This is a genomic window from Gilliamella sp. Nev5-1 (assembly GCF_001690895.1).
Classification (GTDB): Bacteria; Pseudomonadota; Gammaproteobacteria; order Enterobacterales; family Orbaceae; genus Gilliamella; species Gilliamella apicola_C.
This window is the reverse complement of the sequence record NZ_LZHO01000047.1, coordinates 49,274-74,914: the sequence shown is the minus strand read 5'-3', so window position 1 is coordinate 74,914 and position 25,641 is coordinate 49,274. Positions and strand designations below refer to the sequence as shown.

Genomic DNA, 25,641 nt, shown 5'->3' with positions numbered 1-25,641 from the left:
TATCTCTAGAATGGTACGATGCAAACCAAAATATAACAGCAGAAGTAAAAAAAAATCCATCGTACAAGTTGGATGCTTGTAAAGCACCATATCGATTATTTATTACTACAGGAGAATCTTTAACGTTGTCGACACGTTATGGTATTCCGAATAAAACTATTTATAAACAGAGTTCTCATTCATATTATTTTAAACCAAGTGCACCATCGGTTTGTTATGCTCAACCTAATTTATCAAACGACTCCAGTAATAACACTGAATATAAAGATTTAGATGGTCCGGATTGGGTAAAAGGAAAAGGATTTGTTCCACAAGATATAAACAATCCACAACGTAATTTCCCATCGACAGGAACAAATAATGTTTATTTTTATTTATTATTAGCAAACGTAACGCCCGAAGAGATTATCTCAGCTAATGGCGCTAGGGTATTCCCTGAATCAGGGAGTGGAGTTAGTTTAGCTTTATCATCTGCACGAACACCAGGTTGGGGAAAAGGCTCACGAGATGTAGCTTTAAAGATAGTACTAAAAGGGCCAGTAAACAGTAGTGCTAATAAAAATTTTAGCCCCTCTACATTTAAGCTTTATTCAGATAGAGCCAAAAGTAAAGTCTTGTATAGCTTTAAAATTGAAAGATGGTATATAGCCCAAGGTGCTCATATTAATGCATCTGTGCAAGACGCAAAAGATTACTGTAACCGAATTGGGTACCGAATGCCAAGTGTAGTGGATTTCACCAACGCAAATACCGGTGATATTTGGACTGGAGGTATTCCCGGAAGAAATATCAATGGTTATCGTCGACAATTAAGCTATCGCGGCGGTAATGGTAAGTGGATAGGTGGATTGTTGAATGAATGGGGAACTTTGTTTAATCACTCTGATCACTATTTAGGTCTTGACGACTGGGAAAGTGAGCATCCTCAAGATTGGTATTGGACAATTGATACATATAAAGGAAACCCGCTTCGGGTCGATTTAGGGGATGGAGATTTATATTATAATGAACCAACTTATAGGCTATACAGAGCGGCTTGTGTTAAGCCTTAGTTAAATTTATTTTATCCGTTCATAAATAGTTTGACTCTGTAACTTTTTGAAGTTACAGAGGTGATTACGAGTAAGTTAATTATAGAACTTATTCGCACTGTTTACAGTAATTTGCGAAAATACTGTAATGAGTAGATATAAAAAGGCAAAATTAACGCCTTATGAGTTTTTAGCGGATTGTTTTAATGATGAAGTGTAAACAACTCGATGTTTTCCTATATTAAAATAACCGCAATGTGTTATTAACATTATTACATATTGCGGCTTTTTGGGATGTGATATAAAACTATTTCTAATATATATTCTTAATTAACAATTTATTGATAATATATTTAAAAATAAAATGTTTTACTAGGCTTAAACAAATATAATCTCCCATTTTTTAATTCTATCAGTATTTAAGATACATTATTATATAAGCAATTAGAGCATTCTTGTAAATAACCCTAGACCCAATCCTAAGAATCGTTACAATATACGCCATTAGTCATATAGCAAATACTTTTTGCTATTTTTAATCAATTAAACGGACGATATTTTATGGCGCAATATGTTTATACCATGAATCGAGTAGGGAAGATTGTTCCCCCTAAACGCTATATTTTAAAAGATATTTCTTTAAGTTTTTTCCCTGGTGCTAAAATTGGGGTGCTGGGTTTAAATGGGGCAGGTAAATCAACATTATTACGCATTATGGCGGGTGTTGATACTGAAATTGAAGGCGAAGCACGACCACAACCTGATATTAAGATTGGCTATTTACCGCAAGAGCCTAAGCTTGATCCTAAGCAAACCGTGCGCGAAGCGGTTGAGCAAGCCGTTAATGATGCTAAAAAAGCACTTGCTCGACTAGATGAGGTATACGCCGCTTATGCTGATCCTGATGCCGATTTTGATAAATTAGCCAAAGAGCAAGCGGAGCTTGAGGCAATTATCCAAGCGCAAGATGCCCATAACCTTGATAATCAATTAGAGCGGGCAGCCGATGCATTACGCTTACCTGCTTGGGATGCCAAAATTGAAACATTATCTGGTGGTGAACGCCGTCGAGTGGCAATTTGTCAGTTGTTACTTGAAAAACCTGATATGCTATTAATTGACGAGCCAACCAACCATTTAGATGCTGAATCGGTTGCATGGCTAGAGCGATTTTTACATGATTACGAAGGTACTGTTGTGGCCGTTACTCATGACCGTTACTTTTTAGATAATGTGGCAGGTTGGATTTTAGAACTTGACCGTGGTGAGGGCATTCCATGGGAGGGTAACTACTCATCTTGGCTTGAACAGAAAGATCAGCGTTTAGCACAAGAAGCCTCAACCGAATCGGCTCGCCGAAAATCGATTGAAAAAGAGCTTGAGTGGGTACGGCAAAATCCAAAAGGGCGTCAAGCAAAAAGTAAAGCACGTTTAGCTCGTTTTGAAGAACTAAACAGCAACGATTACCAAAAACGTAACGAAACAAACGAACTCTTTATTCCACCTGGACAACGTTTAGGTGACAAAGTAATTGAAGTCAATAACTTAACCAAATCATATGGTGATCGCGTGCTTATTGATAACCTCTCATTTAGCATTCCAAAAGGTGCGATAGTTGGTATTATCGGGCCAAATGGAGCAGGTAAATCTACGCTATTTAGAATGTTATCCGGTAAAGAACAACCCGATTCAGGTACTATCACGTTAGGTGATACTGTACAGCTTGCCTCTGTCGATCAGTTCCGTGACAGCATGGATGATAAAAAGACCGTTTGGGATGAAATATCTAACGGTCAAGATATTATGCGTATCGGCAATTTTGAAATTCCAAGCCGTGCTTATGTTGGTCGTTTTAACTTTAAAGGTGTTGATCAGCAAAAACGTGTAGGTGAGCTTTCTGGTGGTGAACGTGGACGCGTGCATTTAGCTAAATTATTGCAAGTGGGCGGTAATGTTCTGTTACTTGACGAACCGACCAATGACTTAGATGTCGAAACGCTACGCGCGCTGGAAAATGCATTATTAGAGTTTCCTGGCTGTGCTTTAGTGATTTCACATGACCGTTGGTTCCTTGATCGCATTGCGACTCACATTTTGGATTATCAGGATGAAGGGCATGTTGAATTCTTTGAAGGTAACTTTACTGAATACGAAGAATGGAAAAAACGTACACTCGGCGCTGAAGCATTAGAGCCTAAACGTGCTAAATATAAACGAATCACTAAATAGGTTTAATTTTTATTTTATTCCGCCAGTGCATGTTGGCGGAATAGATTTACTTTTTTGATATTGCTTTTCAGATATTTTAAAGCCCATTTTTGGATGCTTTAATGATTTTAGCAAAGGTGTCAGTGAGCAAGCGTGGGATGGCTGTTATTCCCCGTGCTTTTGCATCATCACAAATAGCAATAGCAAGATCTGGCTTTGAGCTTTTATGGATGGCTTTTTGAATAATTTGATGTATAGGTAGATCGATATGCTGTGTTGTGTTGTAAGCGGCAAGTTTATAGACATGACTAAAACCATGTTTAAATAAAAAGTTTTCAATGTCTCGCGCAGGTAAAACCGTTAAGTAATCATTAGGATTTTTATCTTCACCACATAACGATTTTACGGCATCTTCATATTTTTTACCAGCCACATCTCCATCGGTTATCACATACCAATGAATGCCCATTTTATCGGCATATTTTATAAGTGGTTTTAAACCACACTGAGCAAACTCAATAAGCTGAACTCCTTCTGAACTCAGATGATAACCACTTTGCTTTGCTAATTCACGTAATAACCAAACTTCGGTTTCACCTTCAACTAATAGCCAACAACGAGCAAATAATGCACTAGAGCGTCGATAAAGAATATGAAATACAATACGGCGACTATCACTCATACTTAATGATGTAGCAGTAATGTGTTTTGCGACAATTTTATCAGGCAAGCGAATTAATCGGTAAAGACTTTCTAATGGAAATAATGAGGCTAAATCACTTGAGTTTGAGGTAATAATTTTTTGTGTAGGGAAGTTTTTTAGTAACCGAAATGCGACAGATAAAATGATGGGGTGTAGCGAACTTTCAGGCTCTTGTAAAATTAAAATCGGCATTGAACTTTGTAAAAGTGAATAATCGCCTTTAGCATCAATAATCGATCCAAAAATGCCTAAAAATACCGTCCGTAAATAATCATTATCAAAACTGTCTAATATATCATTAATTTGTTCTAAAACGTTCCAATCCTCTGCGCTTGGCGAGCTTTTTAGGGGGGATTGCTTATAATGATAGCGGTGCGTTTGATCGGCAAAGTAATATTCTAATAATGAGCGTGCAGCTTGCAGACCCCGAGCTAATTCATCTTGCGTTAATTTGGCGCAATGTGCTTTTAATTGGCAGGAAAGTTGCTCAATGTTTTTTTCAGATTGTGGCTGATTAGTAATAGGTAATTGGGCTTGATCCATAGCATTTTTAAGCGCCATAACTGGATTTAGGCTGATTAAAAGTGCAATTAACGATCTTTCATTTTCAATATTACATGGTTTGCCTTGTAAATTGAGCAATTTATGTTGTGTGATAATTTGATTGTTTTGTTTATTAGCCGAAATTTGATAAGCAATGCGATGCAGGTTATCTTGTGTTGATAGATAGGAAACAGCGCGTAATGGCTGATAATCTTTATGGTTTAACTCATTTAAATGCGATTGGCAATAAGTGACGGTAATGGTGATATTATCGACATTACCGTCGTGTTGGTCATGATAAAAATCAGAATCAACAAATTGATAAAACTTATTATTGAGTGATAACAGTTGTAAAGCGCTAATTAAACTTGATCGCCCCCAACGGTTTTCGCCTATTAGCACGCTAGAACTTGCATTGAATTTTAACGATAGCTGGCTGATACCTTTAAACCCACAAATATCAATTTGTTCAATAAACATAGCAATCCTTATTTAAAGATGGTATTTTTCGGTTCGCTTACGAATTCGCTCCGATTTTTTGTGTGCACTGTTAATTAGTGGTTGTTGTTCTTGCAAAATGGTTTTTAACGATTTATCAAAATAAACTTTTAAAAATAAAAAAATATCGCGGTTAGTCAAGCCAATTTTAGTCGACGAAAAATACAGCCCAATAAGATCTTTATCTCGCCAACGGGTTGGTACTTTATTGCGAGTTTGTGCTCGGTGCAAATCAATAACCGATAATTTAATTTGTTGTTTATTTTCAAATAAGGGTAAATCCAACAAAAAATGACACAAATAACAATCACGATGATTAACCCCCGCAGCGTGCATTTTTGCCACCATTTTCGCTAAATAAATAATTAAAGAACGCTTTAAATGATAGCTAGGTGGCTGAGTGAGCCATGGCTTGGTAAAATCTTCTAAACTAATTGTTGGATTAAGATCTTTGGTAATAATAAACGAATGGCGTGTTAGTGGATTTAAACCTTTACGGCCAAATGCTCGCCCATCCATAGTATTAACGCCAGCTTGCGCTAAACGATGAATGGCATCCCATTCTTGCTTGGCATCTAACACGGGTAGACGTAACGATATGAGGTTTTTAATAATCTCTTTAGCCGTTGTACCCCGATGAATTTTAATAAAATAAGATTCACCCTCAAGCTCAAAATTTAGCGTTTTACGTTGCTTAACAGCACGATATACTTTACCCGAGATTAACTCGATTTCTGCAAAGGGATCTTTACCTGTCCATAATTGCTGAAAAGGCGATTTGAGTTTTATTTCATTCATCATCGTTACAACCTAAAATAATATCGGTGGCGCGAGTGGCTAAATCGTATAGATCAGCCGTTTTCCCGTAGTTAATCGCATTATGATGCCATGTTAATAATTGATCGTGATTAGTGATAGCATTTTTAACGGTCTGATTGAGATCCGATTGTACAAAAGGCTCAGCAAGAACCACACCAGCCTTGGCATCGTGTATGTGATAAGCATATCCCGAAACACCCGATACAATAACGGGGACACCAGCAGCTAATCCTTCGACTAAAACCATACCTGCAGCTTCTTGCCTTGCTGGATGCAATAGTAAATTAGCTGAAAATAAAATATCGGCAATGTCATCACGGCCCGCTAAAAAACGGACTTGCTGATCAATCCCCAGTTGTTTTGCTTGTTTTTGATAGGCTTCTGGTTTGTCTTGTCCTACCACTAAAAAAGTAACTTTTTGCTTTAATTCATAGGGTAAAGTCGCAATGGCGGTTAGTGAACGATCAACGCCTTTGCGTTTAAAATCCGAGCCAATTTGCACAATCACAAAACTGTGTTCATCAATTTGATTGGTTTGTCTAAATTGCTTGCCTTTAGCGATCGACTCAGCATTATATTGGCGATCTTGAGCAATGCCAGGCGGTAACAGATAAAACCTTGATAGATCAGTATGATAATATTTAACAAAGTCAGCGATTTGCTGCTTAGTTAAAAGCATCACTTTAGTTTGGCTATGTTGATTAAACACCGCATCTTCAAAGGCTAAATAGTGTTTACAGCGTTTTGATAACTTATATAAAAAGCCTTTATGGGCCACTTTATCTGCATAACAGGTATCGCCCGCAAAATAGACATCTAAGTCAGGCATTTTATTAAACCCAACTACACAATCGACGGGGTTCGCTTGCAAATGGGCTTTTACCCAATGGTAATAAGATTGATTACGATTATGGTTAGATAAGCCTTTTTTCGGAACCAAGATAATATCAAATCCAGCAGGCTTATCACCTTGCCATGCCATTACATAGATCCGAACGTGGTGGCCACGAGCTTGACAAGCCCTAGCTATTTGTAAAAAATCACGTTGCAAGCCACCAAAAGGAAAATATTTATAGATACAAAATGCTAGTTGCATGCAGGTTGCCTCAAGTTTGAAAGGGGTATTATATACTTGTTGATAAGCAAGGTGCAAAAATAGCTGATTTTAATAAAAGAAGAGCAAAAATCGGTCAGAAAAGTCATTGATTTTATTGAATTTTTTTATTTTTAATAAAATCAATAACTTCCTTTGGTTTAACCAACAAAAAATTCTTAACAAACCCTATTAATAACATTCAAGCTACGCCTTAGTCTAAATTAAAAAAGTATTTTAATTGTCGAATTATTTAGTTAATATCATTACGTTATTAAACTTATATGATTTTTTATTTTAAAACTATCATCCTCAAACATAACGTTGCTTGAAGTAAAGCAACTAACTTCGTAAAATAAGCAAAATTTTATTTCTGGTCTATTATGCAACTTCATCTAGTCGTTAATACCTTTGGTTCCGATCTTCAGCGCCGATATGGGGAAAAAATCTATAAACTAACCTTGCATGGTGGGTTTAGTTGTCCAAATCGTGATGGCACTATTGGCATGGGTGGATGCACTTTTTGTAATGTGGCTTCAATTATTGATGAATCTATTCAAGTGAAATCAATTGCTGATCAATTGGTATCACAAGCTCATCAAATGAAAAAATCCAAGCGCTATCTTGCTTATTTTCAAGCTTATACTAGCACTTATGCCGAAGTTGCCATACTAAAAAATATGTACGAGCAAGCGCTAAATAGTACTGATATTGTTGGGCTTTGTGTTGGTACTCGCCCAGATTGTGTACCCAGTGAAGCGCTTGATTTGCTTGCTAGTTATCAAGCTCAAGGTTTTGAAGTTTGGTTAGAGTTGGGCTTACAAACTGCTCACGATAAAACCTTACATGATATAAATCGTAGGCATACTTTTAACGATTATCATCAAACCGTACAAAAAGCACGTAAACTTGGCATTAAAGTGTGCACTCACTTAATTATTGGGTTACCTAAAGAAACCAAACAAGATAACTTAATAACTCTAGAACAAGTGTTAAATAGTGGTGTTGACGGCTTAAAGTTACACCCTTTGCATATTGTGGATGGTAGCATTATGGCAAAATCGTGGCGGGCAGGTCGCCTTGAGGTTTTGTCTTTAGAACAATATGTCGATATTGCTGGCGATATTATTCGTCAAACACCAGCAAATATTTTATATCACCGCATTTCGGCTAATGCTAGAAAACCAACCCTGCTTGCGCCAGATTGGTGTGAAAATCATTGGCAATCGATGAACGCTGTCGATCAGAATTTACGCCAGTTTGGTGCTCAAGGTAGCGCCATTGGGGATTGCTACAGCTTTAAGCTTTAGCCGTTCTAGAAGTGACTAACAACTATAATCTATAATAATATTAACATCATTAATAACGGCGAGTTAAAATAGAAATGGATTTAATATATATGGAGATATTATTTACGATATCCCTTGATCCTTGCCAAAATATTGGCCATGTTTACCTTGATAAATAACTTATAAAACATGCAATACTGGACAAAACTTTACATTACGTTATACTTGTTAACGAAATTAACCAGACAATCGCTGCTTTGTTGTAGTCCTTTATTAAAGGAGACAAACAAAGGGGAGGAAAGTCCGGGCTCCATAGGGCAGAGTGCCAGGTAACGCCTGGGGGGCTTTTGCGAGAGCAAAAGTTTACGACAAGTGCAGCAGAGAGCAAACCGCCGATGGCTTATTGATAAGATCAGGTAAGGGTGAAAGGGTGTGGTAAGAGCACACCGCACAATTGGTAACAGTTGTGGCATGGTAAACTCCACTCGGAGCAAGGTCAAATAGGGATTCTTTGGCGCGGCCCGCGTTGAATCCGGGTAGACTGCTTGAGCTAATACGTGAGTATTAGCCTAGAGGAATGATTGTCCACGACAGAACCCGGCTTATCGGTTAATTTCAATATTTCTTAACTTTGCTCATTAATACTATTTTTTGGTCGAATTTTTTAATTTATTTTTCTGGGCTAACCAACGTTTTAATACCAGCCAGATAGAAAAAAGCAAGCCGATTACTAATAAAAACACTGGGATCAGCATTAATAGCGACATAATTTGTTTTTCATAAGTTTTGAAAATAGGTGATAACCCAAATAGATATCCCAATGTCACAATTAAGGTAATCCATAATGTTGCACTAATCCAATTATAAATATGGAATTTTCGACTATGTAGCCCTGACAATCCTGCCATCATCGGTAACAATGTACGTACGAAAGCAATAAACCGTCCAATAAATAGAGCTTGTAATCCGTACTTATGGAATAATACTTCAGATTTATGATGGTATTTTTCAGGAATATGTGCCATCCAACCTTGTACAAGCTTAGTATTACCAAGCCACAAACCTTGTGCATAACCTAACCACGTTCCAAATGCTGCGCCAGAAATTAAAATAAGGTTGATTAAACCAAAATGGAATACATTTTGACTAATTAACACACCAGTTAGAAATAATAAACTATCACCAGGTAAAAAAGCTGCGGGTAATACGCCATTTTCTAAAAGAATAATAACAAATAACATACCATATAATGTCCATAGCACATTAGGATTTGAAAGTGTTGCTATATCCATGTTAACAAATGCTTGGTAAAGTGTAATTATTGTTTCCATTTATTTTAATATCCCATCCTCATATTGTTTTTATTGGCTAATGGTACCACCAACGGTTAAATTATTCACTTTTAATGTAGGTTGTCCGACCCCAACAGGAATGCTCTGTCCTGCTTTACCACAAACGCCAACACCAGAATCTAATTCAAGGTCATTACCAACCATTGCCACCTGTTGCATCGTTTCAATACCTGAACCAATTAGTGTTGCGCCTTTTACTGGTGTTGTTATTTTGCCTTTTTCAATCAAATAGGCTTCTGAGGTTGAAAAGACAAACTTACCAGAGGTAATATCTACCTGCCCTCCCGCAAAATTAGGGGCATATAGTCCATAATCAACACTGCTAATAATATCGTCAAAAGAAGAATTGCCAGTTAACATATAGGTATTTGTCATTCTTGGCATCGGTAAACACGCATACCCTTCACGACGTCCATTACCAGTTGAGTATGTATTCATCAATTTTGCGTTGAGTTTATCGAACATATAGCCCTTTAAAATGCCATTTTCAATAAGCACTGTTTTTTGGCTAGGCGTTCCTTCATCATCAATAGAGAGTGACCCGCGTCGATTTTCGATAGTGCCATCATCAACAATAGTACACAATTCTGAGGTAACTTGTTCACCTATTTTTCCTGAAAAAACCGAGGTGTTTTTGCGGTTAAAGTCACCTTCCAAGCCATGCCCTACCGCCTCATGTAACAATACACCAGGCCAACCAGCACCTAAAACAACGGGCATTGTTCCTGCTGGCGCTGCTTTAGCTGAAAGAGCAACAAGTGCTAGGCGTACCGCTTCTTGAGTGTAGCTATCAACATAGCTTTCTGTCGTTTTAGGGTTAATGGTTAAAAAATATTCATAACCAAATCGCCCACCACCACCGCTACTTCCTCGTTCGCGTTTACCTGATTGTTCAACTAGCACAGAAACAGATAATCGAGCCAAAGGCCGAATGTCAGCACGTAATGTACCATCAGTCGTTGCGATTAAAATATCTTCGTAGCTCCCTGTTAAACTGCATGATACTTCGATAACTCTTGGGTCAATTGAGCGTGCCAATTTGTCAACTTTTTGCAACAATGCAATTTTCTGTTCTTGAGAAAACGAATTGATTGGGTTGATTGAAGGGTATATCGGCACTGTTTGCGTAGACTTAAACGGAGTTACTACTATAGGTGTTTGTAATTTAGTTATTGAATTTGCTGCTAATACACTTTGTTCTAAACGTGCTAACGAAAGTTGATCTGTATATGCAAACCCCGTTTTTTCACCGATAATAGCCCTAACGCCAACTCCTTGATCACGGTGAAATGAGGCATTTTTTATAATACCATCTTCAAGTAACCAACTTTCATAGTAACCCGATAAGAAATACAAATCACCAAAATCAATTTGCCTTGCGCTAAGCATATCAAGCAGATGTAAAAGATCTTGTTGGTTTAGATTATTTGGATTGAGTAATCGTTCACTCACTTGATTTAGTATCATAAATTCCTTAATTTTTAAATGTGGATGCGAGCTTGTTTATAATTGATTATAGATATCCAATTATAATGGCTTTTTAGCTTTCATCACTTTTATTCTTAACGTATCGTTTTCTGAAACTCTTTTTTACAAAATAGTTTTGATTACATTAATACAACATCGTATTGTTCTTGAATATAAAGCGGTTCAACTTTCACTTCGACGCGTTTACCCACAAAGATTTCAACTTCAGCTAAAGCGTGTGATTCATCATTAGTTAACGCATTAGCTACGGCAGCTGAAGCATAAACTAAAAAATACTCCGAGTGATGCGCTTTATACACACGAACGATTTCACGCAAAATTTCGTTACAAATAGTTTCTACTGATTTGACCATGCCTCGTCCTTTGCAAGCAGGGCACTGTTCGCACAAAATATGCCCGATACTTTCGCGTGTTCGTTTGCGTGTCATTTCGACCAAACCTAAACTCGAAAATAAATTAACGGTAGTTCTTGCTCGATCTTTAGATAAAGAATCATGGAGTGATTGTAACACCCGTTCACGATGCAGATCTTCTTGCATATCAATAAAATCAATAATAATAATGCCACCTAAATTACGTAAACGCAATTGGCGAGCAATCGCAATTGTTGCCTCAATATTGGTATTAAAAATCGTTTCTTCTAAATTTCGATGACCTACAAATGCGCCAGTATTGATATCAATGGTTGTCATAGCTTCAGTTTGATCAATAATCAAATACCCGCCAGATTTCAATTTGACTTTACGATCTAATGCTCTTTGGATCTCGTTTTCGGTATCATAAAGATCGAAAATGGGAATATTACCACGATAATGCGATAATTTACTGGTCACTTCGGGCATAAATTCTTGTGTGAATTCAATTAATAAATCATATGTTAACTTTGAATCCACCAAAATCCGTTCAATTGGCGCGCCAACAAAATCACGCAACACACGTTGTGATAATGCCAATTCACCATATATTAGATTTTTGCTTACTGGGCGTGCCATCCGCTGTTGAATTTTAGCCCAAAGTCGTTTTAGAAAATTGGCATCTTGCTCTAATTCATATGCATTTGCGCCTTCTGCTGCGGTTCTAACAATAAATCCGCCTTCGTTGGTTACATATTGCTCTACAATACTTTTTAGCCTTTCGCGCTCTTGTTCGCTTTCTATGCGTTGTGAAGTGGCCACATGCGCAGAATTTGGCCCAGGCATTAATACTAAATAACGTGATGGTAAAGTTATATCGGTTGTCAGCCTAGCGCCTTTAGTGCCCAGAGGATCTTTAACTACTTGCACCATTAAATCTTGCCCTTGGCGGACAAGTTCAGAGATATCTTTTACTTGAAATTGTTCTTGTTCAGTATCAGATACACACTCAGTATGAGGCATAATATCTGATGCATGTAAAAAAGCCGCTTTTTCAAGCCCAATGTCCACAAAAGCCGCCTGCATTCCAGGTAATATACGGATTACTTTACCTTTATAGATGTTGCCAACAATACCTCGTCTAGATTCACGATCAACATGAATTTCTTGTAGTACGCCATCTTCAATATAAGCGACGCGAGTTTCAGACGGTGTTATATTCATTAATAATTCAACAGACATAAGATTCCTTTTTAATTGATAGCAAAGTTTCGTCTTATTAGCCGCAAAAATAGATAGATGACAATCCATAATAAGCCATCAATACAACTTGATAGCAAAATTAATGGTGATATCGTTATAGTATGATAGATACTGACTTGGAGTAAAAATACCAGTAAATTATAACATACTGATACCCCAAAAATAATAAACGATTGTTGCCACAAAGCTAAATTGCGTATCAATTGGAATTTAAAAACAAGTAAATAAGCAATACATGAATAAATAAAAGCATGGCTTCCCAAAATCGAGCCTGTGCATAGATCTATCAATGCTCCAAATACAAAAGCGGTTCCAATCCCAACTCGATGTGGAAGTGCAATTAACCAATAAGCAAAAATAAGGAGCAGCAAATGTGGTTTAAATATATTATATTCTGGTGACCACGGTATAATTTGCAAACATAAGCCAATAAATAACGTTATCCAAATAATCAATATTCGATTACGTTCCCTCATGTTTCACTCCTTGATTTTCCCCTAATAACAATAAATAACGTAAGCGTTTTAAATCAGCTGTTGGTGTTGCTGAAATAATAGGCGTTGAATCTGTAAGATCTAGTTTTACTGAGCTGACTATCGCAACAGGATAACCTTCAGGGAATCGTCCATCAAGCCCAGAAGTAACTAAAACATCACCTACTTTTATGTCCACGTTATTAGGCATAAATTCTAATATTAAATCATTATTACATCCGTTACCCACAGCGATCATACCAATATCATTTCTTTGCACCTGAACAGGTATTGCATGTTGATAATCGCACACTAAAATTGCACGGCTGGTTGATTGAGCCGTTTCATAAATTTGTCCAATAATGCCTTTTTCATCTACAACAGGCTGCCCAACATAAACACCATCTTGTTTGCCTTTATTGACAACAAATTGATAAACATAAGGATTGGTATCTGTAAGTAATACTTGCGCAGCCATCTTATGTTCATCATGCCTTAAAGGAGAGCCTAGCAATTCACGAAGTCTTGCATTTTCATGTTTTAAATGGTTAAGTAATAATAGATCATTCTTTTGTTGTAATAAGTTTTCATGCAATTTTGCATTTTCATCTATTAAGGCTTCTCGCGTTTTAGACATTTCATAAAGCGAATCAAACGACGACTTTGGTGCATCTGAAACATAATATAAGGGCGAAATAATGGTATCTAAATAGTAGCGAATCTCTTTAAATGGGCGATAATTGATATCTAATACAATTAGGATCAATGCAAGCGCCAGAGAAGTAAATAATTGTACACTGAGAGGCGAACGTTTAGAAAAAAGTAATTTCATTGTTCAGTACTTACCTGTTTTATACTTGAGATCTGCTTATGTTAAGATATGGTTCCGCCGACAATGTCGGCGGTAAAAAATATGAGTTGTTTACTGGCTAATTATTTCATTAATATGAATGATAATTAACAATTACTCTTCACTAAAGAGATCTCCACCATGCATGTCTACCATATCTAGCGCTCTGCCGCCCCCTCTTGCAACACATGTTAGTGGATCTTCTGCTACAACAACATGAATACCAGTTTCTGCTGATAATAATTTATCAATGTTACGCAATAAAGCACCTCCACCGGTTAAAACCATACCATGTTCTGAAATGTCAGATGCAAGCTCAGGAGGGCACTGTTCTAATGCAACTTTAACGGCACTTACAATACCACTTAGTGGTTCTTGCAACGCTTCTAAAATTTCATTAGAGTTTAAAGTAAAGCTACGCGGTACACCTTCAGCAAGGTTACGTCCACGCACTTCAATTTCAAGTACTTCATCACCAGGGTAGGCACTACCTATAAAATGTTTGATTTTTTCGGCAGTGGCTTCACCAATTAATGCACCATAATTACGGCGAACATAGTTAATAATCGCCTCATCAAATCGGTCGCCACCGATGCGTGCCGATGCCGAATAAACCACACCATTTAATGAAATGACTGCTACTTCAGTAGTTCCACCACCAATATCAACGACCATTGAACCTGTTGGTGCTGAGACTGGTAAATCTGCACCAATAGCCGCAGCCATTGGCTCTTCAATTAAATATACTTCACGGGCCCCCGCACCTAGTGCTGACTCACGAATTGCACGGCGCTCAACTTGTGTCGCGCCGACAGGAACACAAACAAGGACTCGTGGGCTTGGTCTTAAAAAACTATGGCTATGTACTTGGCGAATAAAATACTGCAACATTTTTTCAGTGACTGAAAAATCGGCAATAACACCATCTTTCATTGGTCTTATAGCTGCAATATTACCAGGCGTTCGCCCTAACATCTGTTTCGCAGCTTGTCCAACAGCGGCAACGCTTTTCGGTGTGCCGGTGCGATGATCTTGGCGTATCGCTACCACTGAAGGTTCGTTTAATACAATGCCTTGCCCTTTTACATAAATAAGTGTGTTTGCTGTACCTAAATCGATGGATAAATCATTTGAAAACAAGCCGCGAACTTTTTTGAACATAATAAAAACTCTTCCTAGAATGAATCTTGTTTAAGTATATTTTCGTGTTTAAAAGCAAACCATGGGATCAAACAATATCTATTTTCAGCTTTATCCAAGCTAAATAGAGTGTCATTTAATTCTTCTAAACCACAGCTAACCCCAATAATAACTAACGTTGGCTATTGTATCGCAATTATAAAATAATACCTAGAAAATAGTATAACATGTGTTTGTAAAGGAGATATATAATGACAAATTCTGTTTTACAGTGTATTCTTCCGCGTTAATGTTGAGTTACAACCTTGTTATTGGCGAAAGACTCTTTTTGTCAATGGCGAGGATGCAGTAAAAAATAATTGTTACTTATATCAAATAAACACGGTGTAATTCATGGATATACGCAAAATTAAAAAATTAATTGAATTAGTTGAAGAGTCAGGTATTTCTGAACTTGAAATTTCTGAAGGTGAAGAGTCGGTTCGAATTAGTCGTTCTGCTCCTACCACAAACTATTCGGCGCCAGTACAAAATATTCAAATTCCTCAACCAGCTCCTGTTGTTGTGGCTCCAACAGTTCAAGCCGAAGTTGTAACAGATGCTGTTGCAACTGATGGTACAACAATTAAATCCCCTATGGTTGGAACTTTTTATCGTACACCAAGTCCAGAATCAAAAGCTTTTGTTGAAGTTGGTCAAACAGTAAATGTTGGCGATGTGCTTTGCATCGTCGAAGCGATGAAAATGATGAACCAGATTGAATCAGAAAAAGCTGGTACAATAAAAGCCATCTTGGTTGAAAATGGTCAACCAGTTGAATTTGATCAGCCACTATTCATTATTGAATAATCTGAATTTATTATTGACTATACGATTAAGAGATTGAATATGCTTGATAAAATTCTTATTGCGAACCGTGGAGAAATAGCTCTACGTATATTACGAGCATGTAAAGAACTTGGAATTAAAACTGTCGCTGTTCATTCGACGGCAGATAAAGATTTAAAACATGTATTACTAGCAGATGAAACAGTCTGTATTGGTTCAGCTGCTTCAGTAAAAAGCTATCTTAATGTTCCTGCATTAATTTCAGCTGCAGAAGTTACTTGCGCAGCAGCTATCCATCCTGGATATGGTTTTTTATCTGAGAATGCAGATTTTGCTGAACAAGTTGAACGTTCAGGCTTTATTTTTATTGGTCCAAAACCTGATACTATTCGCCTAATGGGGGATAAAGTCTCTGCAATTCATGCGATGAAAAAAGCTGGTGTACCTTGTGTTCCTGGTTCAGATGGTCCGTTAGGTGGTGATATTGAAACCAATAAACAAATCGCTAAACAAATCGGCTATCCTGTTATCATTAAAGCCTCTGGTGGAGGCGGTGGTCGTGGTATGCGTATTGTTCGTGAAGAGAAGGATCTTGAACAATCAATTAATATGACCAAGCTAGAAGCCAAAACAGCGTTTAATAATGATATGGTTTACATGGAAAAATTTTTAGAAAATCCACGCCATATCGAAATCCAAGTCCTTTCTGATGGACAAGGTCATGCCGTTTATTTAGGTGAGCGTGATTGCTCAATGCAAAGACGCCATCAAAAGGTTGTGGAAGAAGCCCCTGCGCTTGGTATTACCCCTAAAATGCGTCAATTTATTGGTGAGCGTTGCGTTAATGCATGTATTGAGATCGGTTACCGTGGTGCTGGCACATTTGAATTCTTGTTTGAGAATGGTGAATTTTATTTCATTGAAATGAACACCCGTATTCAAGTAGAACATCCTGTTACTGAAATGGTAACTGGTGTTGACTTAATTAGGGAGCAAATTTCAATCGCCGCAGGCAAGCCTCTATCAATTAAACAAAGTGATATTGAAATTAAAGGCCACGCAATTGAATGCCGAATTAATGCCGAGGATCCAAAAACGTTTATGCCTTCACCAGGGAAAATTACCCGTTTTCATGCTCCTGGCGGTTTTGGTATTCGTTGGGAATCGCATATTTATGCTGGTTATACTGTTCCTCCTTATTATGATTCAATGATTGGTAAATTAATTGCTTATGGTGAAACCCGTGAAGTTGCTATTGCCCGTATGAAAAATGCATTAGCTGAACTGGTTATTGATGGCATTAAAACCAATATTGATCTTCATATTGATATTATGAATGATAAAGGTTTCCAAAAAGGCGGCACAAACATTCATTATTTAGAAAAGAAATTAGGCATTTATGAGTAACAAAATAATCCCTATTTATTAGGGATTATTTCTATATAAAAGAATCAATAAGGTATGGGTAAAAATAAATGAAAAATTGGAAAAGAAGTGCTGAAGAAATTTTAACATTAGGTCCTGTTATTCCCGTTATTGTTATTGAGCGTTTAGAAGATGCGGTACCACTAGCTAAAGCGCTAATTGCTGGCGGAGTAAAAGTACTTGAAGTTACATTAAGAACTGCTTGTGCAATTGATGCAATAAAGAAAATTATTCAAGAAGTGCCTGAAGCGGTGGTTGGTGCAGGAACAGTAACAAGTGTTGCGCAACTAAAACAGGTTACCGAAGCTGGCGTTCAATTTGTGATAACACCAGGTATTACTGATGCTATTTTAAAAGCGGCGGTTGAAGGTTCAGTACCTGTTATTCCTGGTATTGCAACTATTTCTGAGTTGTTAACTGCACAAGAATATGGTCTCACTGCATTAAAATTTTTCCCTGCTGAAGTCAATGGTGGCGTTGCTGCATTAAAAGCTTTTGCTGGTCCTTGCGGATATATGAAATTTTGCCCAACAGGAGGAGTAAATCCGAAAAACTACCGTGATTATCTTGCTCTTGATAATGTGCTTTGCGTGGGCGGTACTTGGTTTATTCCAACTGATGCAATTGCAAAAGGTGATTTTGCTAAAATTACCGAGATGGCTAAACAAGCCGTTGCTGATGCACAATGTTGCTGATGCACAATAATGATTGATTCCGCCGATAAAATATCGGCGACTACTCAAAACCTAACCTTCTAACTCTTATTAGCTTCTTAGTCCACGACCACTTTCAATAAGCTTCCATGCAATTACATAAAGCACAGTAACAAACAAAATTAGCATCGAGAAGGTAATTGATAACGATACGTCTGTCACTCCTAAAAATCCATAACGAAAACCGTTAATCATATAAACTATTGGGTTAACTTTGGATATCCATTGCCAAAAGGTTGGCAACATAGTAATCGAATAAAAAACGCCACCAAGGTATGTTAATGGTGTTAATACGAATGTAGGAATAATGCTTATATCGTCAAAAGTTTTGGCAAACACTGCATTTAATAAACCGGCTAATGAAAACAAAATTGAAGTTAATAGTAATGTGCAAACAACAAATAACCAAGAATGCACCTCATAACGAACAAAAAATAGTGACACTATAGTAACTAAAATACCAGTTAAAATACCTCGCATCACACCCCCTCCCACATATCCCAAAATAAGAATATGCGTTGGTACAGGTGCTACCAATAACTCTTCAATGTTATGTTGAAATTTAGCGCTAAAAAAGGATGAACAAACATTGGTATAAGAATTGGTAATGACTGACATCATGATTAATCCCGGCACAATAAATGCCATATAGCTAAATCCCCCCATGTCACCAACACGAGAGCCAATTAAATTACCAAAGATGATAAAATAAAGAGACATTGTAATAACCGGCGGAATTAGCGTTTGAACCCAAATTCTTAAAAATCGTGTCACTTCTTTACGCCAAATACTTTTTAAGGCAATCCAATATAAATTATTCATCAATGCTACCTTTTTGTTTTGTATCATTATGTAACAGATCAACAAATAGCTCTTCTAAACGATTCGCTTTATTTCGTACGCTGATCACTTTAATATTTTGCTGATTGAGTTGCTCAAATAATTGGTTTAATCCAAATTGTTTATCTACTTTCACTTCTAACATGCCCATTTCAATATCAGAATAATTATAGCCATGTAATTCAATCGGTTTAGAGGTTGGCACGTAATCAATAATAATTGTTTCAGATTGGCTTTTTGCCAGTAGATCGCGCATTGACGAGTTTGCTATCAATTGGCCTCGTTGAATAATACCAATATTACGGCATAGCATTTCAGCTTCTTCTAAATAATGAGTAGTTAAAATAATTGTGATACCTTGACGATTGATAACGCGCAAAAAATCCCACATAGAGCGACGCAGTTCAATATCAACGCCTGCGGTTGGTTCATCAAGAATCAACAATTTGGGTTCATGCACAAGCGCTCTTGCTATCATTAATCGTCTTTTCATACCGCCTGATAACATATTGGCTCGGCTATGGCGTTTATCCCATAAATCTAAAATTCGTAAATATTTTTCAGCGTGCTCTAATGCAAGTTTTCGGGGTAATCCATAATAACCACCTTGATTAGTGACTATTTGTAGAACTTCTTCAAATTGATTAAAGTTAAACTCTTGTGGCACAAGCCCTAATTGCCTTTTGGCGTTTACTATGTCGTTATCTAAGTCGTAACCAAAAATTTTCACTTTTCCCGATGTTTTAGTTACTAATGAACTGATAATACCGATAGTTGTCGATTTACCAGCACCATTTGGTCCTAATAAGGCATAAAAATCACCCGCCTGTACAGTTAAATCGATACCTTTTAATGCTTCTATACCATTTTTGTAAACTTTTTTCAGAGAGATTAACTCAAGTGCAGGAGTTGATGGCATAAATATGTCCTAAATGAATCAATTACTATTTAAGTGATATAATATCATGTTAAATGAATCGACAATATAATCAATTTATTGTAAAGAACGGTTTAATTTTATTTATACCAAAGAAATAAATTATCATTTCGATATTATGGCGCATATTATTGAATGTGGTCACTAACACAGTGAATTCAATTGTGTCTGTATATCTAATTATTGCTTAAGGAATAAGTGTTATGTTTAAAATTGGCTTAATTTCAATATCTGACAGAGCTTCAAGAGGTGTTTACCAAGATGAAGGTATTCCATCATTAATATCATGGTTGCAAACAACACTAAAAACGCCTTTTATTACCGAAAATTATATTATTCCTGATGAGCAAACTATCATCGAACAAACATTATGCGAGCTGGTTGATAATTTACATTGCCATTTAATTTTAACTACGGGTGGAACTGGCCCTGCCATGAGAGATGTAACGCCTGATGCAACATTAGCGATCGCCGATCGGGTGATGCCTGGTTATGGTGAGCAAATGCGGCAAATCAGTTTACATTTTGTGCCAACTGCGATTTTATCTAGGCAAGTTGGTGTGATTCGTAAAAAATGCTTAATCATAAACCTACCAGGCAGACCAAAATCAATCAAAGAAACGCTTGAGGGGGTTAAAGATAATCAAGGCAATGTCATTATTAACGGTATATTTGCTAGTATCCCCTATTGTATACAACTATTAGACGGGCCTTATATCGAAACCCATGATCATATAGTCAAGTCTTTTCGCCCTAAAGATGCAATTCAGTCAAATCTTTAATTTTATGCAAATTTAACGCATAATTATGTATATGATAATTATGCGTTAGATGTATAATTTATCAATATAAATAACGGTTATTAATACTATCTAAAAAATCGTGGAGTAAGCTAGCGTGAATAGTACGCAGTTTTATTCTCGGTATTATAACTGCATGTATTAGTAGAAAAAGTAACAAGTAAAGAAACAAGGAACATTATGAAATCAACCGATCTCACTAAGACATTTAAAGAGATGCTTCGCCAAGAGAAGTTTAGTTCGCAAGTAGAAATCGTCCAAGCGTTGCAAGAACAAGGTTTTGATAATATCAATCAATCCAAAGTCTCACGCATGCTTACCAAATTTGGCGCAGTGAGAACCCGTAATGCAAAATCCGAAATGGTCTATTGTTTGCCTGCAGAAATAAGTGTACCAACAACTAGTAGTCCATTAAAAAATTTAGTCCTTGATATTGATTTCAATAGTTCAATGGTGGTCATAAAAACCAGTCCAGGCGCTGCTCAACTAATTGCTCGTTTGCTAGATTCTATCGGTAAATCAGAGGGGATTTTGGGCTCAATTGCTGGCGATGATACAATTTTTAGTACACCAACCAAAGAATATACTGTAAAAAAATTGTACCAAACCATTATTGAACTATTTGAGCGAGAATTATAGCGCTTTTAATTTCGTTATATTCAGGTCGAATAAATTTTAAAGTTTAACCTATTGACACAATTAATAAAATCGTTAATGCTATACAACGCTGATTTCGTAACAGAAGTTGCAAAAACGAAGAGGCGCATTACTCAGGTAAATCATTTTAGGAACTGGAGCCACGAATAAATGATTGAGGGGATGTAATGCCGAGGTTTGATTGCCAATCCAGAAGCAATCAAATCGACTGCAAGGGCTGAATCCCTTGGGTTGTCACCTTAACAGGTGGAGCGCTTCACGGTTTGTGCTTTTTAATTGTAAATAGGACATTCCCGCTCTAACTCTGTTAAAAATAAAAATTTTTAATATGAGGAATTCATGGAAACATCATTTGTAATTGCTAAATTTGGCGGTACTAGTGTTGCCGATTATTCAGCAATGGTAAATAGTGCCAATATTGTAATCGCTAATCCCAACGTAAAAGTTGTTGTATTATCGGCTTCTGCTGGCGTGACAAATTTACTAGTTGCATTAGCTGAAGGACGTGACGCTGAGGTGCGCACTCAACATATTGCTAAAATTCAATCAATCCAATACGGCATCTTAGAACAATTGCCAGAAAACCCTAAACTACGAAGCGAAATCGACCAAATCATTGCTAACATAGCTTCTTTGTCTGAGGCAGCTAGTTTAGCAACTTCACCGGCATTAACAGATGAGCTTGTAAGTCATGGCGAAATTATGTCATCAAAACTGTTTGTCGAAATATTAAAAGAAAAGCAAACAAATGCTATGTGGTTTGATGTACGTAAAGTTATGCGCACCGATGATAAATTTGGTAAAGCCACCCCAAAAATTGAAGATATTAAACAGCTTTGCTGTGCCCATTTAAAATCACTAAACAATCGTAGCGTCATTGTAACGCAAGGGTTTATCGGTAGTGAAAGTTCTGGCAAAACGACCACTTTAGGCCGTGGAGGAAGTGATTATACAGCAGCGTTATTAGGTGAAGCATTGAATGCCACTCAAATTGACATTTGGACTGATGTTGCAGGAATTTATACTAACGATCCGCGCATTACCCCAGCGGCTAAACGCATTGATGAAATATCTTTTGCTGAAGCAACCGAAATGGCAACGTTTGGCGCGAAGGTACTACACCCAGCAACACTAGTCCCAGCTGTGCGGAGTAATATCCCTGTTTTTGTTGGTTCAAGTAAAGCACCTCAAGAAGGAGGAACTATTGTTTACAACACTAATAGCATTACATCTAAATTACCTGTATTTAGAGCATTGGCGTTACGTCGCAAACAAACTTTGCTGACGCTAACTAGCCTAAATATGCTTCATGCACAAGGCTTTCTAGCAAATGTGTTTACAATATTAGCTAAACATAATATTTCGGTTGATTTAGTGACAACATCTGAAGTCAGTATCGCATTAACTATTGATACCACTGGTACTAATACCAACGGTAGCAGTTTGTTAACGAAAGAACTATTTGATGAACTGTCAACCGTTTGCCATGTAACAGTTGAAGAAGACTTGGCTTTAATTGCTATTATTGGAAATAATTTAACTTCAACACAGGGTATAGCCAAAGAAGTTTTTGGTGTACTAGATGATTTCATTATTAGACTTTGCTGTTATGGAGCAAGCACCCATAATCTTTGCCTTTTGGCAAAAAGCAGTGATGCAGAATCAATTATTAAAATTTTGCATAAAACAATTTTTGAACAGTAATATTAAAAGGGAGATTTAATCTCCTTTTTACTTATTCATAAATTTTAATTATAACGAATTATATAAAGATAAATTATTAATGAATTAATAATATTTTATCTACTGCACTCATATATAGGTAATTTTTTAGGTTAATCATCTATTGTTAAATTGCTTGACATTAGTTATTAATCTATTTTGAATATTGTTTTTTACTTTTAATTAATTGATTAAAGCTATTACATTAAATATTAACACCTGTTAGATTTTTTATTTAATCTGAGTAAACTAAAACTAAGTTCAATAACAAAAGGAAATTATCATGGGTATTATAAGTTGGATAATTCTAGGATTAATTGCCGGCTGGATTGCGAAGTTTTTTATGCCTTTAGGAAGTGTAGGGGTGATAAAAACGATTTTATTAGGCATTGCGGGTGCCTTAGTAGGTGGATATATTAGCACCTTCTTTGGTTGGGGTAGTGTGACAGGATTTAACTTCCCTAGTTTGTTAATTTCAGTGCTTGGGGCGATTGTGGTTATTTTTATTTATCGCCATTTAAAACAATAGTTGTTTTTATGCTAAATTGGCGGGAAACCGCCAATTTAGATAACCCTATAATTTACACTATTAGACGCTTTCTCCCTCTTATTCTAATACTGAATAACTTGAAAAGAAATTTAACGTTTCTAAATAGAAACAACAGCCGTTCTTAATTCCACTTTTATAGATTAACTATTTTAGCCTTTGTTTGAAATAATAACTAAATAATGCGCGTAAGGATTATTTTTTATCACCTAATTTAGGCTATCATTAATCAGTCTTCATTTTAATTGTCATTTTTATTAAATAAAATCTTTTAAAGTATATTTGAATTAAATGAATGATGAATAACTTAAATGTGCATGTTTGCTTACACGATTCAAATAAGTCTTCTAATCACATAAAAAACCGATTTACCATAATATTTTTCAGGTTATGGAAATAGATTCATTAATCCTTTAGCGTATTTTTCAATAAATGAACATGCTCAGTGTAACTAATTAATGATTTATTTAAGGGCAAAAATTGCTTACTATTTTAAATTTGTCTATTTTTCCTTACAAAGTTCATAATAAGTAATTTCGCCATATCTCGATTTTTGTTATATTATTTAACAAAATCCATTAAATTTAACTTGTAGATTATAATGTTAAAAATATTCAACACATTAACTAGAGAAAAGGAAACCTTTCAACCAATTACTCCAAATAAAGTCGGGCTCTATGTCTGTGGCGTCACTATTTATGATCTTTGTCATATTGGTCATGGACGCACGTTTGTGGCATTTGATGTGATCACTCGATATTTACGTTTTTTAGGTTATGATTTAACTTATGTGCGCAATATTACTGATGTTGATGACAAGATTATTAAACGTGCGCTCGAAAACGGCGAAACCTGTGATCAACTTACTAATCGAATGCTACAAGAAATGTATGCAGATTTTGATGCACTTAATATAAAACGCCCTGATTTTGAGCCTCGTGCGACGTATCACATGCCACAAATCATTCAATTAGTTGAAGAGTTAATTTTAAAAAATCATGCTTATATTGCCGATAATGGTGATGTTATGTTTTCGGTAGACAGTGATCCAAATTATGGTATTTTATCTCGCCAAAATTTAGAACAGCTTCAAGCAGGAGCGCGAGTTGATGTGGTGGAGGTTAAACGTAATCCAATGGATTTTGTATTATGGAAGATGTCAAAACCTAACGAACCAAGTTGGGATTCTCCATGGGGAAAAGGTCGTCCTGGTTGGCATATTGAATGTTCTGCGATGAACAGTTACCAATTAGGCAATTACTTTGATATTCATGGTGGTGGTTCTGATTTAATGTTCCCACATCATGAAAATGAAATTGCCCAATCAACTTGCGCACACGATGGGCAATACGTCAATTATTGGATGCATTCAGGCATGGTCATGATAGACCAAGAAAAAATGTCAAAATCACTCAATAACTTTTTCACTATTCGTGATGTATTAGCGCATTATGATGCCGAAACAGTACGTTATTTTTTACTATCTGGTCACTATCGAAGCCAATTAAACTATAGTGAAGAAAATCTAAAACAAGCAAGAGTAGCACTAGAGCGGCTATATACTGCATTACGAGACACCGATCCTGCTCATTCGCGCACAACACCTGATAGTAACTATTACCGCCAATTTTGTGACGCAATGAATGATGATTTTAATACACCTGAAGCTTATTCAACTCTTTTTGACCTTGCTCGCGAAATCAATAAAGCTAAAGCAGATAATAATATGCTACTCGCTAATGAATTAGCTGCTGAATTACGTTATTTATCATCAGTGCTGGGGCTATTGGAACAAGATCCTGTAAAGTTTTTACAAGGTGACAATCAAGAGGATGCTGATAGTGCATTAATTGAAGCATTAATTAAACAACGCAACGATGCAAGAGCGAGCAAGAATTGGGTGCAAGCAGATGAAGCCCGAGACAAATTAAATGCGATGAACATTGTTCTTGAAGATGGTGCAAATGGTACTACTTGGCGCAAAAAAAATTAATCGGTTAATTTTTTGTTATTACAATCAGCCGTTCTTAAAAAACACCCACATATTAGTGGGTGTTTTTTATCAGTTA

The 25,641-nt window shown here is 36.5% G+C and carries 22 protein-coding genes, 1 other RNA gene and 1 riboswitch; of the genes, 12 read left to right on the top strand and 11 right to left on the bottom strand.

The window, feature by feature from the left end; genetic code table 11:
• Nucleotides 1-1,052: hypothetical protein (locus A9G41_RS14290; RefSeq protein ID WP_179854686.1), on the top strand; the 1,052-nt coding region annotated here is incomplete at its 5' end.
• Nucleotides 1,053-1,592: 540 nt separating this feature from the next.
• Nucleotides 1,593-3,260, top strand: a complete 1,668-nt coding sequence (ettA, locus tag A9G41_RS07000) for an energy-dependent translational throttle protein EttA (protein WP_075539479.1) — start codon at nucleotides 1,593-1,595, stop codon at nucleotides 3,258-3,260.
• 76 nt (nucleotides 3,261-3,336) lie between these two features.
• Here ettA and A9G41_RS06995 read toward each other — a convergent pair whose 3' ends face one another.
• The 3 genes from A9G41_RS06995 to A9G41_RS06985 are packed head-to-tail and all read right to left on the bottom strand — an operon-like array spanning nucleotide 3,337 to nucleotide 6,898.
• Nucleotides 3,337-4,965: a DUF2813 domain-containing protein gene (locus A9G41_RS06995; protein ID WP_075539478.1), complete on the bottom strand. Its 1,629-nt coding sequence runs from the start codon at nucleotides 4,963-4,965 to the stop codon at nucleotides 3,337-3,339.
• Nucleotides 4,966-4,977: 12 nt separating this feature from the next.
• Complete coding sequence (rfaP, locus tag A9G41_RS06990) at nucleotides 4,978-5,781, bottom strand: lipopolysaccharide core heptose(I) kinase RfaP (RefSeq protein WP_179854687.1); 804 nt, start codon at nucleotides 5,779-5,781, stop codon at nucleotides 4,978-4,980.
• Nucleotides 5,774-6,898 carry a glycosyltransferase family 4 protein gene (locus A9G41_RS06985; RefSeq protein WP_075539476.1) on the bottom strand — a complete coding sequence of 375 codons (1,125 nt, stop codon included), beginning with the start codon at nucleotides 6,896-6,898 and terminating at the stop codon, nucleotides 5,774-5,776. The genes rfaP and A9G41_RS06985 overlap by 8 nt, the downstream gene beginning before the upstream one ends.
• 380 nt (nucleotides 6,899-7,278) lie before the next feature.
• Here A9G41_RS06985 and A9G41_RS06980 point away from each other — a divergent pair, with 380 nt between their 5' ends.
• Together A9G41_RS06980 and rnpB are read left to right on the top strand one after the other, a co-directional pair.
• Complete coding sequence (locus tag A9G41_RS06980; protein ID WP_075539475.1) at nucleotides 7,279-8,205, top strand: TIGR01212 family radical SAM protein; 927 nt, start codon at nucleotides 7,279-7,281, stop codon at nucleotides 8,203-8,205.
• Between the two features lie 212 nt (nucleotides 8,206-8,417).
• Nucleotides 8,418-8,805, top strand: an RNA gene (gene rnpB / locus A9G41_RS06975) — RNase P RNA component class A.
• A 23-nt stretch (nucleotides 8,806-8,828) separates the two neighbouring features.
• Here the strand turns inward: rnpB and A9G41_RS06970 are convergent.
• From A9G41_RS06970 to A9G41_RS06945, 6 genes are all read right to left on the bottom strand, one after another.
• Nucleotides 8,829-9,515 carry a DedA family protein gene (locus A9G41_RS06970; RefSeq protein WP_065581624.1) on the bottom strand — a complete coding sequence of 229 codons (687 nt, stop codon included), beginning with the start codon at nucleotides 9,513-9,515 and terminating at the stop codon, nucleotides 8,829-8,831.
• A 30-nt stretch (nucleotides 9,516-9,545) separates the two neighbouring features.
• Nucleotides 9,546-11,003 carry a metalloprotease TldD gene (gene tldD / locus A9G41_RS06965; protein WP_065581625.1) on the bottom strand — a complete coding sequence of 486 codons (1,458 nt, stop codon included), beginning with the start codon at nucleotides 11,001-11,003 and terminating at the stop codon, nucleotides 9,546-9,548.
• 140 nt (nucleotides 11,004-11,143) lie between these two features.
• Entirely contained in the window at nucleotides 11,144-12,619 is a 1,476-nt protein-coding gene (gene rng / locus A9G41_RS06960) for a ribonuclease G (protein WP_065567739.1), read from the bottom strand.
• A gap of 11 nt (nucleotides 12,620-12,630) precedes the next feature.
• The gene (gene mreD, locus A9G41_RS06955; protein ID WP_065567738.1) at nucleotides 12,631-13,116 is read right to left on the bottom strand and encodes a rod shape-determining protein MreD; all 486 of its coding nucleotides are present in this window, start codon (nucleotides 13,114-13,116) and stop codon (nucleotides 12,631-12,633) included.
• The gene (gene mreC, locus A9G41_RS06950; protein WP_065581626.1) at nucleotides 13,103-13,945 is read right to left on the bottom strand and encodes a rod shape-determining protein MreC; all 843 of its coding nucleotides are present in this window, start codon (nucleotides 13,943-13,945) and stop codon (nucleotides 13,103-13,105) included. The genes mreD and mreC overlap by 14 nt, the downstream gene beginning before the upstream one ends.
• A gap of 132 nt (nucleotides 13,946-14,077) precedes the next feature.
• Complete coding sequence (locus A9G41_RS06945) at nucleotides 14,078-15,124, bottom strand: rod shape-determining protein (protein WP_065567736.1); 1,047 nt, start codon at nucleotides 15,122-15,124, stop codon at nucleotides 14,078-14,080.
• 372 nt (nucleotides 15,125-15,496) lie between these two features.
• Between A9G41_RS06945 and accB the strand changes: the two genes are divergently transcribed.
• From accB to A9G41_RS06930, 3 genes are all read left to right on the top strand, one after another.
• Nucleotides 15,497-15,952 carry an acetyl-CoA carboxylase biotin carboxyl carrier protein gene (gene accB, locus A9G41_RS06940; protein ID WP_065567735.1) on the top strand — a complete coding sequence of 152 codons (456 nt, stop codon included), beginning with the start codon at nucleotides 15,497-15,499 and terminating at the stop codon, nucleotides 15,950-15,952.
• A gap of 39 nt (nucleotides 15,953-15,991) precedes the next feature.
• Nucleotides 15,992-17,338 (top strand): acetyl-CoA carboxylase biotin carboxylase subunit, encoded by a 1,347-nt coding sequence (gene accC / locus A9G41_RS06935; RefSeq protein ID WP_065581627.1) that lies wholly within the window; start codon nucleotides 15,992-15,994, stop codon nucleotides 17,336-17,338.
• Nucleotides 17,339-17,406: 68 nt separating this feature from the next.
• The gene (locus A9G41_RS06930; protein WP_065581628.1) at nucleotides 17,407-18,051 is read left to right on the top strand and encodes a bifunctional 4-hydroxy-2-oxoglutarate aldolase/2-dehydro-3-deoxy-phosphogluconate aldolase; all 645 of its coding nucleotides are present in this window, start codon (nucleotides 17,407-17,409) and stop codon (nucleotides 18,049-18,051) included.
• Between the two features lie 69 nt (nucleotides 18,052-18,120).
• On the opposite strand, the gene A9G41_RS06925 is transcribed toward A9G41_RS06930, so the two are convergent.
• Together A9G41_RS06925 and A9G41_RS06920 are read right to left on the bottom strand one after the other, a co-directional pair.
• Nucleotides 18,121-18,891, bottom strand: a complete 771-nt coding sequence (locus tag A9G41_RS06925) for an ABC transporter permease (RefSeq protein ID WP_065581629.1) — start codon at nucleotides 18,889-18,891, stop codon at nucleotides 18,121-18,123.
• Entirely contained in the window at nucleotides 18,884-19,828 is a 945-nt protein-coding gene (locus tag A9G41_RS06920; protein ID WP_065581630.1) for an ABC transporter ATP-binding protein, read from the bottom strand. The genes A9G41_RS06925 and A9G41_RS06920 overlap by 8 nt, the downstream gene beginning before the upstream one ends.
• 221 nt (nucleotides 19,829-20,049) lie before the next feature.
• Between A9G41_RS06920 and mog the strand changes: the two genes are divergently transcribed.
• The 5 genes from mog to cysS all read left to right on the top strand — a co-directional run bounded on the left by mog (nucleotide 20,050) and on the right by cysS (nucleotide 25,565).
• Nucleotides 20,050-20,628, top strand: coding sequence for a molybdopterin adenylyltransferase (mog, locus tag A9G41_RS06915; protein WP_065581631.1), 579 nt, complete (start codon nucleotides 20,050-20,052; stop codon nucleotides 20,626-20,628).
• Nucleotides 20,629-20,826: 198 nt separating this feature from the next.
• Nucleotides 20,827-21,285, top strand: a complete 459-nt coding sequence (gene argR / locus A9G41_RS06910; protein WP_065579746.1) for a transcriptional regulator ArgR — start codon at nucleotides 20,827-20,829, stop codon at nucleotides 21,283-21,285.
• 109 nt (nucleotides 21,286-21,394) lie between these two features.
• A riboswitch (Lysine riboswitch) is annotated at nucleotides 21,395-21,568 on the top strand.
• 74 nt (nucleotides 21,569-21,642) lie between these two features.
• Nucleotides 21,643-23,007, top strand: a complete 1,365-nt coding sequence (gene lysC, locus A9G41_RS06905; protein ID WP_065581633.1) for a lysine-sensitive aspartokinase 3 — start codon at nucleotides 21,643-21,645, stop codon at nucleotides 23,005-23,007.
• Nucleotides 23,008-23,308: 301 nt separating this feature from the next.
• Nucleotides 23,309-23,554 carry a GlsB/YeaQ/YmgE family stress response membrane protein gene (locus tag A9G41_RS06900; protein WP_065567727.1) on the top strand — a complete coding sequence of 82 codons (246 nt, stop codon included), beginning with the start codon at nucleotides 23,309-23,311 and terminating at the stop codon, nucleotides 23,552-23,554.
• Between the two features lie 619 nt (nucleotides 23,555-24,173).
• Nucleotides 24,174-25,565, top strand: coding sequence for a cysteine--tRNA ligase (gene cysS / locus A9G41_RS06895; RefSeq protein WP_065581634.1), 1,392 nt, complete (start codon nucleotides 24,174-24,176; stop codon nucleotides 25,563-25,565).
• Nucleotides 25,566-25,641: the final 76 nt, after the last annotated feature.